General features: G+C 68.9%; 11 protein-coding genes. 3 read left to right on the plus strand and 8 right to left on the minus strand.

Translation table 11 applies throughout. From position 1 onward, the window contains the following. Window positions 1-11: 11 nt before the first annotated feature. From CEF10_RS14390 to CEF10_RS14400, 3 genes are all read right to left on the minus strand, one after another. On the minus strand, window positions 12-932 hold the full coding sequence (locus CEF10_RS14390) for an ABC transporter permease (protein ID WP_101068877.1): 921 nt from the start codon (window positions 930-932) through the stop codon (window positions 12-14). Further along, entirely contained in the window at window positions 932-2,014 is a 1,083-nt protein-coding gene (locus tag CEF10_RS14395; RefSeq protein ID WP_101068878.1) for an ABC transporter permease, read from the minus strand. The genes CEF10_RS14390 and CEF10_RS14395 overlap by 1 nt, the downstream gene beginning before the upstream one ends. Window positions 2,015-2,149: 135 nt before the next feature. Next, window positions 2,150-3,667: an ABC transporter ATP-binding protein gene (locus CEF10_RS14400; protein ID WP_101068900.1), complete on the minus strand. Its 1,518-nt coding sequence runs from the start codon at window positions 3,665-3,667 to the stop codon at window positions 2,150-2,152. 229 nt (window positions 3,668-3,896) lie between these two features. On the opposite strand from CEF10_RS14400, the gene dnaE reads away from it, so the two are divergent. Then, a complete protein-coding gene (gene dnaE, locus CEF10_RS14405) occupies window positions 3,897-7,406 on the plus strand; it encodes a DNA polymerase III subunit alpha (protein WP_101068879.1) in 3,510 nt (1,169 codons plus the stop codon). Between the two features lie 57 nt (window positions 7,407-7,463). Here the strand turns inward: dnaE and CEF10_RS14410 are convergent, their stop codons facing one another. The 4 genes from CEF10_RS14410 to CEF10_RS14425 all read right to left on the minus strand — a co-directional run bounded on the left by CEF10_RS14410 (window position 7,464) and on the right by CEF10_RS14425 (window position 12,492). Continuing rightward, a complete protein-coding gene (locus CEF10_RS14410) occupies window positions 7,464-7,901 on the minus strand; it encodes a universal stress protein (RefSeq protein WP_101068880.1) in 438 nt (145 codons plus the stop codon). Next, complete coding sequence (locus CEF10_RS14415; RefSeq protein WP_101068881.1) at window positions 7,898-10,513, minus strand: TRAP transporter permease; 2,616 nt, start codon at window positions 10,511-10,513, stop codon at window positions 7,898-7,900. Before CEF10_RS14415 ends, CEF10_RS14410 begins: the two co-directional genes overlap by 4 nt. Before the next feature lie 112 nt (window positions 10,514-10,625). Then, window positions 10,626-11,594 (minus strand): TAXI family TRAP transporter solute-binding subunit, encoded by a 969-nt coding sequence (locus CEF10_RS14420; protein WP_101068901.1) that lies wholly within the window; start codon window positions 11,592-11,594, stop codon window positions 10,626-10,628. Between the two features lie 34 nt (window positions 11,595-11,628). Then, window positions 11,629-12,492, minus strand: coding sequence for a MurR/RpiR family transcriptional regulator (locus tag CEF10_RS14425; RefSeq protein WP_232796523.1), 864 nt, complete (start codon window positions 12,490-12,492; stop codon window positions 11,629-11,631). 103 nt (window positions 12,493-12,595) lie between these two features. Here CEF10_RS14425 and CEF10_RS14430 point away from each other — a divergent pair, with 103 nt between their 5' ends. Further along, window positions 12,596-13,921 carry an aspartate aminotransferase family protein gene (locus CEF10_RS14430; RefSeq protein ID WP_101068882.1) on the plus strand — a complete coding sequence of 442 codons (1,326 nt, stop codon included), beginning with the start codon at window positions 12,596-12,598 and terminating at the stop codon, window positions 13,919-13,921. Next, on the plus strand, window positions 13,918-14,682 hold the full coding sequence (locus CEF10_RS14435) for a BKACE family enzyme (RefSeq protein ID WP_232796524.1): 765 nt from the start codon (window positions 13,918-13,920) through the stop codon (window positions 14,680-14,682). Before CEF10_RS14430 ends, CEF10_RS14435 begins: the two co-directional genes overlap by 4 nt. 4 nt (window positions 14,683-14,686) lie before the next feature. Here the strand turns inward: CEF10_RS14435 and gap are convergent, their stop codons facing one another. Continuing rightward, window positions 14,687-15,694 carry a type I glyceraldehyde-3-phosphate dehydrogenase gene (gene gap / locus CEF10_RS14440; RefSeq protein WP_101068884.1) on the minus strand — a complete coding sequence of 336 codons (1,008 nt, stop codon included), beginning with the start codon at window positions 15,692-15,694 and terminating at the stop codon, window positions 14,687-14,689. Window positions 15,695-15,720 lie beyond the last annotated feature (26 nt).

Below are 15,720 nucleotides of genomic sequence, written 5' to 3' on the forward strand. Positions count from 1 at the left end.
TGAGTTCGGCCTCAGCCCGAGGCATGGAAGATGCGGCCCAGCGACGCCGGCGCACGGCTTCGGTCGGCCGACATGATGACCAGCACGAGGATCGTGATCAAGTAGGGCGACATCGAAAGATACTCCACCGGGATCGCGATGCCCGCCGCCTGAAGGTTGAGCTGCAGCACCGTGACGCCCCCGAACAGCCACGCCCCCAGCAGCACGCGCCCCGGCTTCCAGCTGGCGAAGACCACAAGCGCCAGCGCGATCCAGCCGGCGCCGGCGGTCATCCCTTCCGTCCACTGCGGCACGCGCACGAGGCTGATATAGGCGCCGCCCAGCCCCGCGCAGGCCCCGCCGAACCCGATCGCGAGCAACCGCAGGCGCACCACCTTGTAGCCCAGCGCATGGGCGGCGTCGTGGTTCTCGCCGACCGCGCGCAGCACCAGCCCCGCGCGGGTGAATTTCAGCCATGCCCAGACGACGACGACCAGCGCGAGCCCGAGGTAGACCACCAGGTCGTGGCCGAAGACGACCCGGCCCAGCACGGGGATGTCGCCCAGCAGCGGGATGTCGAGCCGCGGCGTGGCGGGCGGTTTGACGCCGACATAGCCCTGCCCCATCAGCGATGACAGCCCCAGCCCGAAGAGCGTCAGCGCCAGGCCGCTGGCGACCTGGTTGGCCAGTGCGAACTGCGTGAGCGCGGCAAAGAGCCCCGACAGGGCGGCGCCCCCGGCCGCGGCCGCGAGAAAGCCCAGCGCGGGCGACCCCGTCTCGACCGCCACGGCGAAGCCGCAGATCGCCCCGGTGATCATCATCCCCTCGACCCCGAGGTTGAGCACGCCGGCGCGTTCGACCACGAGTTCGCCGATGGCGGCGACCAGGATCGGGGTGGCCGCCACGATCAGCGAGGCCAGCAACAGCACCGGGTTGATCGAGGAAAGGTCCATCAGGCGACCTCCGTCTTGCGCAGGCGAACCCGGAAGTTGGTGAACAGATCCACCGCCAGCAGGAAGAACAGCAGCATGCCCTGGAACATCTGGATGGCGGCGGCGGGCAGCCCGAGGTTCGATTGCGCGATCTCGCCGCCGATGTACGTCAGCGCCATCAGCAGGCCCGCCAGCGCGATGCCCGCCGGGTGCAGGCGGCCGAGGAAGGCCACGATGATCGCGGTGAAGCCGTAGCCCACGTTGAAATCGATGCTGACCTGCCCGGCGGGGCCGGAGACCTCGAACATGCCCGCCAGCCCGGCCAGCGCGCCGGATATCCCCAGGCACGTCAGGACGAGCCGGGCGGGCCGCACTCCGGCGAACCGCGCCGCGCGCGGCGCCTGCCCGCTCAGCCGGATGTGGTACCCCAGGATGTGCCGACCCAGCAGCACGTAGGCGAAGATCACCGCGATCAGGGCCGCCACGACACCCCAGTGCATGCCCGTGCCCGTGAGGATCTCGGCGTTGTGGGCGGCGGGATACTGCTGCAGGTTGCGGCTGCCGGGGAAGCCCATGCCCTCGGGGTTCTTCATCGGCCCCAGCGCCATCGCCGCCAGCAGCTCCTCGGCGACATAGACGAGCATCAGCGAGACCAGGATCTCGTTGGTGCCGAAACGGACCTTCAGAAGCGCGGGAATCATCGCCCAGGCCCAGCCGCCGAGCGCCCCGGCGATCACCATCAGCGGGAAGACGAACCAGGCATCCAGCGGGTAGACGGCCAGCCCGACACCCGCGCCGGTGAGCGCGCCCACGATGTACTGGCCCTCGGCGCCGATGTTCCATATGCCGGCCCGGAAGCCGAGGCCCAGCCCGATCCCGATCAGGACCAGCGGCGCGCCCTTGACCAGGAGCTGCGGGCGGTAATAGCTGGCGAACTCGCCGAACAGCGGTTCCCAGAAGATCGTCGCGACGGCCTCGTAGGGATTCTTGCCCAGAAGTGCGAACAGCAGCCCGCCGGCGACCATGGTGGCCAGCACCGCCAGCAGCGGGGCAAGCCACGTCCACAGGCGCGACGGCTGCGGGCGCCTTTCCAGCCTCAGCATGGCGCGCCCCGCCGCCGTGTCCCGTGGCCGGCGCGGGCGAAGGGGGCGCCGCCCCCTCGGCCTGCGGCCTCACCCCCGGAGTATTTCGGGCAAGATGAAACGGGTGGACGGGCCGCCGGGGCACGGCGCGCTGCGTCAGACATGGGCCACCTCCATGCCGTGGGCGCCGCCCATCATCAGGCCGATTTCCTCCACGCTCATCTCCGAGGCCGGGCGGATGTCGGACAGCCGGCCCTCGTTGAGGGCGCAGAAACGGTCGCTGACCTGCATGAGCTCGTCGAGGTCCTGGCTGATGCAGACCACGGCCGCGCCTTGGGCCGCGAGATCCAGCAGCGCCTGCCGGATGGCCGCCGCGGCCGCCGCGTCGACGCCCCAGGTCGGCTGGTTGGCGACAAGGACGGTGGGACGCTGCAGCACCTCGCGGCCGATGACGAATTTCTGCAGGTTGCCCCCCGACAAGGCGCGCGCGGCCGTGTCCGGCCCCGGCGTGCGCACGTCGAAGGCGTCGATGACGCGCCGGGCGAAGCTGCGGGCCGCCCCCCAGCGCACGAACCCGCGCGAAAGCAGCCCCTCACGCTGCGCGCCGGTCAGAAGGGCGTTTTCCGTCAGGCTCATGTCCGGGGCCGCGGCATGGCCCAGCCGTTCCTCTGGCGCGGCCAGCAACCCCGCGCGCCGCCGCGCCGCGGGACCGGATGCGCCCACGGGCACACCCGCCAGCCGCACGGCGCCGGGCGGGCTCGCGAGTTCGCCGGACAGGGCGGCGAGCAATTCGTCCTGGCCGTTGCCGGCCACCCCGCCGATGCCCAGGATCTCGCCCGCACGCACGGTGAAATGGATGTTGCGCAACGGCGTGCCGAACGCGCGCGGCGAGGCCAGCGAAAGCCCGCTGACGTCGAGCGCGACCTCGCCGGCGGCGCGGCCGCGCCCCTCGGGCGCGGCAAAGGCGCTGCCGACCATCATCTCGGCCATGCCGCGCGCCGAGGTCTCGCGCGGCACGCAGGTGCCCACGTTGCGCCCCTGCCGCAGGATCGTGGCGTGGTCGCACAGCGCGCGGATCTCGTCGAGCTTGTGGCTGATGTAAAGGATCGCCACGCCTTCCGCCGCCAGCTTGCGCAGGGTCTGGAACAGGATATCGACCTCCTGCGGGGTGAGCACGCTCGTCGGCTCGTCCATGATCAGCAGCCGCGGCTCCTGCAGCAGGCACCGCACGATCTCGACGCGCTGGCGTTCGCCCGCCGAAAGGTCACCCACCGTGCGGAAGGGATCGAGCGGAAGCCCGTAGGTTTCGGACACCTCACGGATCCGCGCGGCGAGCTGGCGCTGCGGCGGCGCGGTCTCCATGCCCAGCGCCACGTTCTCGGCCACGCTGAGCGCCTCGAACAGCGAGAAGTGCTGGAACACCATGGCAACCCCCGCGGCCCGCGCCGCGCGCGGCTCCGCCGGCCGGTAGGGGCTGCCTTGCAGGTGCATCTGCCCCGCGTCGGGGCGCACGAGACCGTAGATCATCTTGACGAGGGTGGACTTGCCCGCGCCGTTCTCGCCCAGAAGCGCGTGGACCTCGCCCTCGCGGATCGAGAAGGAGACGTCGTCGTTGGCCACCACCCCGGGGTAGCCCTTGGTCAGTCCCTCGATCTCGAGCAGGGTGGTCGTCAACGCCTCGTCCCCTCCGGCCCCGGTTGCAGCGCCGCCGTGGTGCCCCGCGCCCTGCGGCAGCGTCAATCAAAAGGCGCAACCGGGGCCGCTTGCAAGCCGGGATTCGGGGCGGGGCCGCGAAACTCTTTCAAGGATTCCCGGCAAATGCCCGTTTTTTCGCCGCTGGCGCGAAAATCCTGCGCGCTCGGCGGGGATTTCCCGGCGCCGCCGGGCGCGCTAGGGTTGCCCCATGAGCAGCCAGCCCCGATTCATCCACCTTCGCGTGCACACCGAGTATTCCCTGCTGGAAGGGGCGGTGCGCCTCAAGCAGCTGCCCGCGCTGTGCCAGGACGCCGGGATGCCCGCCGTGGCCGTGACCGACACCAACAACATGTTCGGCGCGCTGGAATTCTCCGTCACCGCCCAGGGGGCGGGCATCCAGCCGATCATGGGCTGCCAGGTCGACCTGGCCTACCTCGAGACGCCACCGGGTGCGCGGCCCAGGCCGCCCGCGCCCGTGGTTCTGCTGGCACAGGACGAGACGGGCTATCGCAACCTGATGAAGCTCAACAGCCTCCTCTACCTGCGCGGCGACGGCAACCCCTGTCACGTCACGACCAAGGAGCTGTGCGCGCACGCCGGCGGGCTGATCTGCCTGACCGGCGGGCCGGACGGGGCGGTCGGCCGGCTGCTGCAGGGCGGCCAGCGCCCCGCGGCCGAGGCACTGCTGGACCAGTTGCATGCCGCCTTCGGCGATCGTCTTTACGTCGAGCTGCAGCGCCACCCCGGCGAGGCGGGACAGCCGCAGGCGGAGCGTGCCACCGAGCGCGGCCACGTCGAGATGGCCTATGCCAAGCGCCTGCCGCTGGTGGCCACGAACAACGTCCATTTCCCCACCGCCGACATGTACGAGGCGCATGACGCCATGCTGTGCATCGCCGACGGGGCCTATGTCGACCAGAACGAGCCGCGCCGGCGCGTGACCGCGCAGCACTACTTCAAGTCGGGCGAGGAGATGGCGGCGCTTTTCGCCGACCTGCCCGAGGCGGTGGAAAATACCGTGGAGATCGCCAGGCGCTGCGCCTTCGGCGCCTACAGGCGCGACCCGATCCTGCCCCGCTTCGCCGAGGACGAGGTCGACGAGTTGCGCCGGCAGGCCCAGGAGGGGTTGAAACGCCGGCTGGAGGTGATCCCGCACGCCGCGCCGGTGGCGGATTACGAGGCCCGCCTCGAGATGGAACTGGGGATCATCGAGCGGATGGGGTTTCCGGGCTACTTCCTGATCGTCGCCGACTTCATCAAGTGGGCCAAGGCGCGCGACATTCCCGTCGGGCCGGGGCGCGGTTCGGGCGCGGGCAGCCTGGTGGCCTACGCGCTGACGATCACCGACCTCGACCCGCTGCGTTATTCGCTGCTGTTCGAACGCTTCCTGAACCCCGAGCGCGTGTCGATGCCGGATTTCGACATCGACTTCTGCATGGAACGGCGCGAGGAGGTCATCGCCTACGTCCAGGAGAAATACGGCCGCGACAAGGTGGGACAGATCATCACCTTCGGCGCGCTGCTGTCCAAGGCGGCGGTACGCGACGTGGGCCGGGTGCTGCAAATGCCCTACGGGCAGGTCGACAAGCTGTCCAAGCTGATCCCCGTCGAGGGCGTGAAGCCCGTGAGCATCGAGAAGGCGCTGGCCGACGAGCCCCGCCTGCGCGAGGCCGCCGACCAGGAGGAGGTGGTCGACCGGCTGCTCACCTACGGCCAGCAGGTCGAGGGGCTGCTGCGCAACGCCTCCACGCACGCAGCGGGCGTGGTGATCGGCGACCGTCCGCTCGACGAACTGGTGCCGCTCTACCAGGATCCCCGCTCCGAGATGCCGGCCACCCAGTTCAACATGAAGTGGGTTGAACAGGCCGGGCTGGTGAAGTTCGACTTCCTCGGGCTCAAGACGCTGACGGTCATCCAGAACGCGGTGGACCAGATCCGCGCGGGTGGCCGCCCGCTGCATGTGGCCGCCGACGGCACGCGACTTTACGACCCGCCCGAGGGCGCCGAGAACGACATCGGGGCCATCCCGCTGGACGACCCGGCGACCTATGACCTTTACGCCAGCGCCCGGACCGTCGCCGTGTTCCAGGTGGAAAGCGAGGGCATGCGCGATGCGCTCAAGCGGATGAAACCCACCTGCATCGAGGACATCGTGGCGCTGGTGGCGCTCTACCGTCCCGGCCCGATGGAGAACATCCCGAAGTATTGCGAGGTCAAGAACGGGCAGTCCGAGCGCGACCACATCCATCCCTCGATCGACCATATCCTCGACGAAACGCAGGGCATCATCGTCTACCAGGAACAGGTGATGCAGATCGCGCAGGAAATGGCGGGGTACAGCCTCGGCGGCGCGGACCTGCTGCGCCGGGCAATGGGCAAGAAGATCCAGGAGGCGATGGACGCCGAGCGCCCGAAGTTCATCGAGGGCGCCAAGGCGGGCGGCGTGGACGAGGCGAAGGCCGTGGAGGTGTGGAACCTGCTCGACAAGTTCGCCAACTACGGTTTCAACAAGTCCCATGCCGCCGCCTATGCCGTCGTCAGCTATCAGACGGCATGGCTGAAGGCCAATCACCCCGTGGAATTCATGGCCGGGGTCATGAACTGCGACATCCACCTGACCGACAAGCTGGCAGTGTATTTCCAGGAAGTGAAGAAGGGGCTGGGGCTGCCGTGGGCGCCGCCCTGCGTGAACCGGTCCGAGGCGAGCTTCGTGGTGCGTGACGGGCGGCTGCACTACGCCCTGGGCGCGCTCAAGAACGTGGGCGTGGACGCGATGAAGCTGATCGCGCAGGCGCGCGGCGACCGGCCGTTCGCCACGATTTACGATTTCGCCCGGCGGGTCGACCTGCGCGGCATCGGCAAGCGGGGGCTGGAGATGCTCGCCCGCGCCGGGGCCTTCGACCAGCTCGACCCGAACCGGCGCCGCGTCTTCGACAGCCTGGAGGCGCTGATGAACTACTCGGCCGCCGTGCACGACCAGAAGAACTCCGACCAGGTGTCGCTGTTCGGCGACGCGGGCGACGACCTGCCGGAACCGCGGCTGGCGGCGGTCGCCGACTGGCTGCCCGCCGAACGACTGACCGAGGAGTTCAGGGCGGTGGGGTTCTACCTGTCGGGTCACCCGCTGGACGATTACATGGCCGCCCTGCGGCGCAAGGACGTGCGCACGCTCGACGAGGTGACCGAGATGGTCGAACGCACCGGCGCGGCGGTGGTCAAGATTGCCGGCGTGGTCGCCGGCCGGAAGGAGCGCAAATCGGCCCGCGGCAATCGCTTCGCCTTCGTGCAGTTGTCGGACACCACCGGCGGCTACGAGGTCACGCTGTTTTCCGAAACGCTCGAGGCCGCGCGCGACCACCTGGAAACCGGCACGCAGGTGGTCGTCACCGCCGAGGCGACGATGGAGGCCGATCAGCTCAAGCTGCTGGGGCGCGGCGTGTCACCCGCCGACGGGGTCGTGGCCGATGCCGGCGCGGCAGGGCTGCGCATCTACCTCGAGGACGCGGGCGCGGCGGCGGCGGTGGCGTCGGTGCTGGAACAGGGCGAACAGGCCGCCCGGCCCGGGCGGGCCGCGCGCGGGCCGATCGTGTTCCGGTTGATGGGCGACGACCTGCCCGGCGAGATCGAGATCGACGCCGGCCGCGACTTCACCGTGACCCCGCAGATCCGCGGCGCGATCAAGAGCCTCGGCGGCGTGCGCGAGGTCGAGGAGATCTGACGACGCGGGCCGCGGGTGGCCGGCACGGGCACGCCGCGCCGGATGCACCGGGCACGATCACCGTACGACGTAGACCGAGCAATCCGAGTGCCGCACCACCCGCGCCGCGTTCGGCCCGAGCAGGTAATCCTTGAAATCGGGCTTGTGCGCGCCGATCACGATCAGCCCGGCCCCGTCGGCCGAGGCGACGTGCAGGATCTCGTCATAGGCGTTTCCGGTGGCGACGATGTGGCGGACCTTTTCGTTGGCCTCCACGCCCAGCGTTTCCTCCACCAGCTCGTTCAGGCGCCGGCGCGCCTCCTCAACCGCCTTGTCGTGGTGGCTGCTGTCGAAATAGCTGCCCACGACGCTCATGCCGTAATCGGGCACGACCGTTATGACGTCAAGCTGCACGCCATCCAGCTCGGCCAATTGCGCCGCCCTGGCCAGCACCTTGGCATCGCGGTCCTCGTTGCTGATGTCCACGGCGCAGAGCACCGGTTTTTCGCGTGTCATGCGGGCACCCCCTCGGGCTGTTTGGTCATGCGTGCGCGCTGCAGAAGGGCGATGAGGCCCAGCAGGACAAAGGCGGGAATGAAGATCAGTTCCTGCGGCGGCTGATCGGCGGGCGCCTTGACGGACTCCACCGTCACCGGCGTGTCGGCAAAGAAATCGAAGCTCTTGAGCCGCTGCTCGTAGGGCGTGCCGAACATCGGCTGTTCGAGCTTCGCGACCCCGTCTTCCGTGCGGATCGTCAGCCCTGTCCGCTCCAGGCGTTCGGCGCCGCTGCCTTCTGCCTCGACGGCCAGCAGCAGGGTCGTTTCCTTCGTGTCGCCGGTCAGGAAATCGGGGCCGGTGACGACCATGCGCACCTCGTCGCCCACCTCGGCGCGGTCCAGCGCCTGTTCCAGCTTGGCCGGCTCGACCGTCTCGAACGGTGGCTGGATCCTGTCCATGAAGAAATCCGGCCGGAACAGCGAGAACGCCACGAGGATCAGCAGAACGCTTTCGTAGATGCGGTTGCGCGTCAGGAACCACCCCATCGACCCGGCGGTGAAAACGAGGATCGCGATCGAGGCCACGACGAAGATGAAGACGCCCTGCAACACGCCCACGTCGATCAGCAGAAGATCGGTGTTGAAGATGAACATGAAGGGCAGGATCACCGTGCGCAGGGAATAGAAGAAGGCGGTGAAGCCGGTGCGGATCGCGTCGCCCCCCGACACCGCCGCGGCGGCGAAACTGGCCAATCCGACCGGCGGCGTGACGTCCGCCATGATCCCGAAGTAGAACACGAACAGGTGCACGGCGATCAGGGGCACCAGCAGGCCGCCCTCGGCGCCCAGCTGCACGACCACGCCCGCCATCAGCGAGCTGACGACGATGTAGTTGGCCGTCGTCGGCAGCCCCATGCCCAGCACCAGGCTCAGAAGGCCGACCATCAGCAGCATCAACACCAGGTTGCCGCCCGACATGAACTCGACCAGCCCGGCCATGACCTGCCCCACCCCGGTCAGGGTCACCGTGCCCACGATGACGCCGGCCGTGGCGGTGGCCAGCGCGATGCCGATCATGTTGCGCGCGCCGTCCACCAGCCCGCCGAAGAAGTCGATCACGCCGAAGCGGGCGGCCATCACGATATCGCTTTCGCCGCGGAAGGCCGCCTTGATCGGGCGCTGGGTCAGCAGGATGACGAACAGCAGCGCCGAGGCCCAGAAGGCGCTGAGGCCCGGCGATTTCTGCTCGATCATCAGCAGGTAGACCAGCACGATGATCGGCAGCAGGAAGTAGAGACCGCAGCGGTAGATCTCTGCCACGACCGGCAGGCGCACGTCCTCGGCCATGGGGTCGTCGGGCTCGAGATCGGGTACCTGCGCGGCGAACCACAGAAGGCCGAGGTATGCGATGCCCAGCACAACGGCGAAGATCCAGGCGGCCCCTTCGGGCACCAGCGCCGTGATCCAGCCCACCGGGAACTTCACCGCGTAGCACAACAGCGCGAAGCCCGCGAAGAAGGCCGCCATGCCGCCGATCGTGCGGCCCAGGCTGACCACGCGGTCGCCCAGGGTGGGCATGTTGTTCTTCACCGCCTCGAGGTGGACGATGTAGACCAGCGCGATATAGCTGATCGCCGCCGGCAGGAAGGCGTGGGTGATGACCGCGACATACGATATGCCGACGTATTCGACCATCAGGAAGGCCGCGGCGCCCATCACGGGTGGCATGATCTGGCCGTTGACGGAACTGGCCACCTCGACGGCGCCGCCCTTTTCGGAGGTAAAGCCCACCCGCTTCATCAGCGGGATTGTGAAGGTGCCGGTGGTCACCACGTTGGCGATGCTCGACCCCGAGATCAGCCCCGTCGCGGCCGAGCCGACGACCGCGGCCTTGGCGGGGCCGCCGCGCAGGTGGCCCAGCGCGCCGAAGGCCATCTTGATGAAGTAGTTGCCGGCGCCGGCCTTCTCGAGCATCGCGCCGAAGAGCACGAAGAGAAACACGAACTTCGTGGACACGCCCAGCGCGATGCCGAACACGCCCTCGGAGGTCGTCCACATGTGGCTCATCGCCTTCTGCAGCGATGCGCCCTTCCAGCGGATCACGTCGGGGACCCAGTCGCTGGCGCCGAAGAAGACGTAGAGCAGGAAAATCGTGGCGATCACGGCCATGGCCGGGCCCAGCGCGCGACGCGCCCCCTCGAACAGAAGGATCAGCCCGACCAGCGCGAACCACTTGTCGGTGTCGTCGGCCAGCCCGCCGCTGCTGACGATCTTTTCATAGAAGATCAGCCCGTAAAGCGCGATGAAGGCGCCCACAGCCGCCATAACCCAGTCCTGAACGGGGATGTAGCTGCGCGGGCTCGACTTCAGCGCGGGATAGGCCGTGTAGGCCAGGAAAATGGCAAAGGCCAGGTGCACCTGGCGCGAATTGTTCACGATGTCTGCCGGAAGAACGTAGTTCGACAGCGGCGAGGCCAGAAGAACCTGGAACAGCGACCACACGATCGCGATCGCGGCCAGGAACGTGCCCACGGGGCCCGAGGGGCTTCGCGCACCGGCATCGCTGGAGGCGACAAGGTCCTGAAGCTCCTCTTCGCTGAGCGGGCCGCGGCCCGGGGTGTCCTGCGCCATCTTCGGCCTCCGGAATCTGCCTTCAAAAAACGCCGCCCGTCGCCATGGCCGGGACGGAAAGCGCCGGGGCGGACACCGCCCGCCCCGGCGCGAGTTGGTTACGCGGCCAGCATCACTCGATCCAGCCACGCTCCTTGTAGTACGTCTCGGCACCGGCGTGCAGCGGCGCCGACAGGCTGCGCGAGATCATCGTCTCGGGTTCGAGGTTGGAAAACGCCGGGTGGAACCCGCGGAAGGCGTCGAAGTTCTCGAAAACCGACTTGACGACCGTGTAGACCGCGTCTTGCGACGTGTCGGTCGAGGTCACGAAGGTCGCGCCGACACCGAAGGTCTGCGTGTCCTCGTCGGTGCCGCGGTACATGCCGCCGGGCACCGTCGCCTTGCCGTAATAGGAGTTCTCCTCGACCAGCTTGTCGACGGCCGGGCCGGTCACGTCCACCAGCACGGCGTCACAGGCGGTCGTCGCCTCCTTGAGCGAACCCGCGGGGTGGCCCACGGTGAACACGAAGGCGTCGATCTGGTTGTCGCACAGTGCCTGGCTCTGCTCGGCCGACTTCAGTTCGGTGGCCAGCTCGAAGTCGTCGGTGGTCCAGCCCTTGGCCTCCATCAGCACCTCCATCGTGCCGCGCTGGCCCGAGCCGGGGTTGCCGATGTTGACCCGCTTGCCCTTCAGGTCGTCGAAGGTCTCGATGCCGGCATCGGCGCGGGCGACCACGTTGAACGGCTCGGGATGGACCGAGAACACCGCGCGAAGTTCCTCGAAGGGGCCGTCCTCTTCGAAGCGCGACGTGCCGTTGTAGGCGTGGTACTGCCAGTCCGACTGCACGACGCCGAAGTCCAGTTCGCCCTGGCGGATGGTCTTGAGGTTGTAGACCGACCCGCCGGTGGACTCGGCCGAGCAACGGATCCCGTGCTCCTGGCGGTTCTTGTTGACCAGCCGGCAGATCGCGCCACCGGTGGGGTAGTAGACGCCGGTCACGCCACCGGTGCCGATGGTGATGAACTCCTGCGCGGAGGCCACCGGCGCCAGCAGCGCCGCCGCGGCGGCCCCTGCGATCGTGAACTTGAGTTTCGAAAACATCATGCACTCCCTCTTGGTTGATGCTTGGTTGAGGTCAGCCGTCGCCCACTTCTTCCAGGCGGCGGTTGCGGTATTCGACCTGGGCAATCCTCTCGGTGGCCTCGGGCCCGGCCCGGTGGGCCAGCATCCCGATGATCGTCTCGACCAGGAAAAGGGTTGCCACATAGGACGAAAAGAAATGCGGGCTGTCCGATGGAACCAGGAAGCCCGCATGCGCCTGCCGCAGGGCCGGGCAGGCGTAGCTGTCGGTGATAACCACGACATAGGCCCCCTGCTCGCGCGCGGCCTCGGCGGCCGAAAGCGCCTTGCGCGCGAACGGCGGCTTGGTGACGATCACCAGCGCGTCGCGGTCGTCAAGCCCGGCCAGCGCGCTGCCCATCGAGGCACCCATGCGGCCGGCCATCTGCCAGTTGTCGGTCAGGAAGCTGGCCATGTAGGACATGTATTCGGTCACGCCGGTCGATCCCAGCGCTCCCACCAGCACCACGCGTCGGGCCTGATCAAGGCGTTCGACGGCCGCCGAAAGCTGGTCGCGGTCGACGCTGTCGGACAGCGCCTGAAGGTTCGCCAGGCACGCGGTGCGGTGGGCATCGAAAAATCCGGCCCCGCCGGCCCGCGCGTCGCCCTGCAGCCGGTCGGCGCGGTCGGCGAAACTGTGCACGCGCCGGCCGATCGTTTCGCGCATGCCTTCGCGCAGTTCCTCGTAGCCCTCGTACTCAAGCGTGCGCGCTAGCCGCGAGAACGTCGCCGGCGACAGGCCGCTGTCCTCGGCCACCGAGCGCAGGCTGCGGGTCGCCGTGTCCACGGGGTTGCGCGCCACGTAGTCGCCTGCCTCGCGCAGGCGCGCGCTCAGCGCGTCGTACTTCTCGGCCAGCCTGTGCTCGAACGAGCCCCGCAAGACGTGCCTCCCCCCGTTGACGTCCCGCTTGACCGTTCCATTTGTTTCACGGCTTGTCAACTTTGGAGTATTCTGTTTCAACTGCGCAAGCGCGGGGGACACCATGAGCCACGTTTTTCCAAGACACACGAAATCGCCGCCGCCGCGGGCACAGCGCGGCGACGGGGCCTATCTCATCGACGCGGACGGCAACCGTTACCTCGACGGGTCGGGCGGCGCGGCGGTGTCCTGCCTGGGCCATTCCGACCCCGACGTGATCGCCGCGATCAAGGCGCAGGTCGACGAGATGCCGTTCGCGCATACGGGCTTCTTCACGTCCGCACCGGCCGAATCGCTGGCAGATCGGCTCATCGCCCACGCGCCCCGGGGGCTCGAGAAAGTCTATTTCGTCTCCGGCGGGTCCGAGGCGATGGAGGCGGCGCTGAAACTCGCGCGCCAGTATTACCTCGAGATCGGCCAGCCCGGGCGCCACAGGTTCATCGCGCGGCGGCAAAGCTATCACGGCAACACGCTGGGCGCGCTGGCCACCGGCGGCAACGAATGGCGGCGCGCGCCCTTCGCGCCGATGCTGATCGAAACCTCGCACATCGCGCCGTGCTACGAATACCGCGACCGCGATGCCGGCGAGACGCCCGAGGCATACGGCCGGCGCGTCGCCGACGAGCTGGAGGCCGAGATCATGCGGATCGGCCCCGACAGCGTGATCGGCTTCGTGGCCGAACCCGTGGTCGGTGCAACCGCGGGCGCCGTGCCGCCGGTGCCGGGCTATTTCAAACGGATCCGCGAGATCTGCGACCGCCACGACATCCTGCTGATCCTCGACGAGGTGATGTGCGGCATGGGCCGCACCGGCACGCTGTTCGCCTGCGAACAGGACGGTGTGCGCCCCGATATCGTGACCATCGCAAAGGGGCTGGGCGCCGGTTATCAGCCGATCGGCGCCATGCTGTGCACGGCCGACATCTATGGCGCGGTCGAGACCGGGTCGGGCCTGTTCCAGCACGGCCACACCTACATGGGCCATCCCACGGCCTGCGCCGCGGCCGACACCGTTGTGCACAAGCTGACCGAGGGCGGGCTGACCGCCCGCGCCGCCACCATGGGCGAGACCCTGGCAGCTGCCCTCGAGGATGCCTTCGGCCAGCATCCGCACGTCGGCGACATCCGCGGCCGCGGCATGTTCCGCGGGCTCGAGATCGTGGCCGATCGTGCCACCAAGGCGCCCTTCCCGCCCGAGCGTGCGGTGCACCGCGAGATCAAGCGCGCCTGCTTCGAGGCCGGGCTGATCTGCTACCCGATGGGCGGGACGATCGATGGCCGCCGCGGCGATCACGTGCTTCTGGCGCCGCCCTTCATCCTCGACGCGGCGCAGGTCGACGAACTGGTGAGCAAGCTGCAAGCGGCCCTGGCGGAGGTGCTGGGCAAGTGAGCCTGCCGCGATTGATGGTCGCGCCCAACGGCGGCCGGCGCGGCAAGGCGGACCACCCCGCCCTGCCCGTCACCCTGACCGAGATCCTGGACTGCGCGCGCGCCTGCCGCGCGGCCGGCGCCGACGGGCTGCACCTGCACCTTCGCGACGACACCGGCCGGCACGTTCTGGACGCCGCCCGTTACCGCGCCGCGCTTTCGGAGCTGAACGCGGCAGTGCCGGACATGCGCATCCAGGTCACCACCGAAGCAGTGGACCGCTACGGCCCCGGCCACCAGCGCCACGTTGCGCTGACCAGCGGGGCGGCCATGGTCTCGGTCTCGATCCGCGAAATCTGCCGCGACACGCCGGACGCCCGGGTTGCCGCGTTCTTCGAACGCTGCGCCGAGGCCGGCATCGCGGTGCAGCACATCCTTTACGACACGGATGACACGGCCCTTCTGGCGCGCGTGTTGCCGCCGGCGCAAATGGCGGATCCGGGGCTGCAACTCCTGTTCGTCCTGGGCCGCTATTCCGAAACACAGGACAGCGCGCCGGTAGATCTCGACCCGTTCCTGCACGACATCGCGGCCCGCGGCCTTGCCCCGGACTGGGCGGTCTGCGCCTTTGGACGGGGCGAAACAGCCTGCCTTCGCCACGCCATCGAAAGGGGCGGCAAGGTGCGCGTGGGCTTCGAGAACTCGGTCTGGCGCGAGGACGGCACACGCGCCCGCGACAACGCGCAGCGCGTGGCCGACATCCGGCGCCTTATGGAAGGCTGAGCCGTCAGCGGGCCGCGCGCACCATCGCGACGCCCACGTCGAGCATCCGCGCGGAAAACCCCCATTCGTTGTCGTACCAGCTGAGCACGCGGATCATCCCGCCCTCGGTCGCGCGGGTCTGGTCGGTGGCGAAGATCGACGAGCGCGCGTCGTGCCGGAAATCGCAGGACACCAGCGGGTCGTCCGTGACACCCAGGATGCCCTTCAACCGCCCGGTGTCGGCGGCGGCACGCACGGCCGCGTTGACGCCATCGGGCGTCACCGGCGTGGACGGCATGAAGCACAGGTCGACCGCCGACACGTTGGGCGTGGGCACCCGGATGGCCGACCCGTCGAGCTTGCCCGCGAGGCCCGGCAGAACCTCGCCCACGGCACGCGCCGCACCCGTGGAGGTGGGGATCATGTTCATCCCCGCGGCGCGGGCGCGGTAGAGATCCTTGTGCAGGGCATCCAGTGTCGGCTGGTCGCCGGTGTAGCTGTGGATCGTGGTCATGTAACCGGTTTCGATGCCGAACGCGTCGTCAAGGACCTGGGCCACCGGCGCGAGGCAGTTGGTGGTGCAGGAGCCGTTGGAGACGACCCTGTCCTCGTTCGTCAGCGTGTCCTCGTTGACGCCGAAGACCACCGTGCGGTCCGCGCCCTTCGCCGGCGCCGAGACCAGCACGCGGCCCGCGCCGTTCTCCAGGTGCTTGGCGGCGGCCTCGCGCGTGGTGAACACGCCGGTGCATTCGAACACCACGTCCACGTCGCCCCAGGGCAGCGCCGCCGGGTCGCGCTCGGCGGTCACCCGGATGCCGCGGCCGTCCACCGTCAGCCGGTCCTCGCCGGTCTCGACAGGCACGGTCAGCGTGCCGTGGTTGCTGTCGTATTTCAGAAGATGCGCGTTGGCCTCGACCGAGCCGAGGTCGTTGATCGCCACGATCTCGATGTCGTCGCGGCCGTCCTCGACCAGCGCGCGCAGGATGCAGCGGCCGATGCGGCCGAACCCGTTGATGGCTGCCTTGATCGTCATGGTCTTCCACTCCTTTCTCGTTGCGC

Source organism: Roseovarius salinarum (assembly GCF_002834145.1).
GTDB lineage: Bacteria > Pseudomonadota > Alphaproteobacteria > Rhodobacterales > Rhodobacteraceae > Roseovarius > Roseovarius salinarum.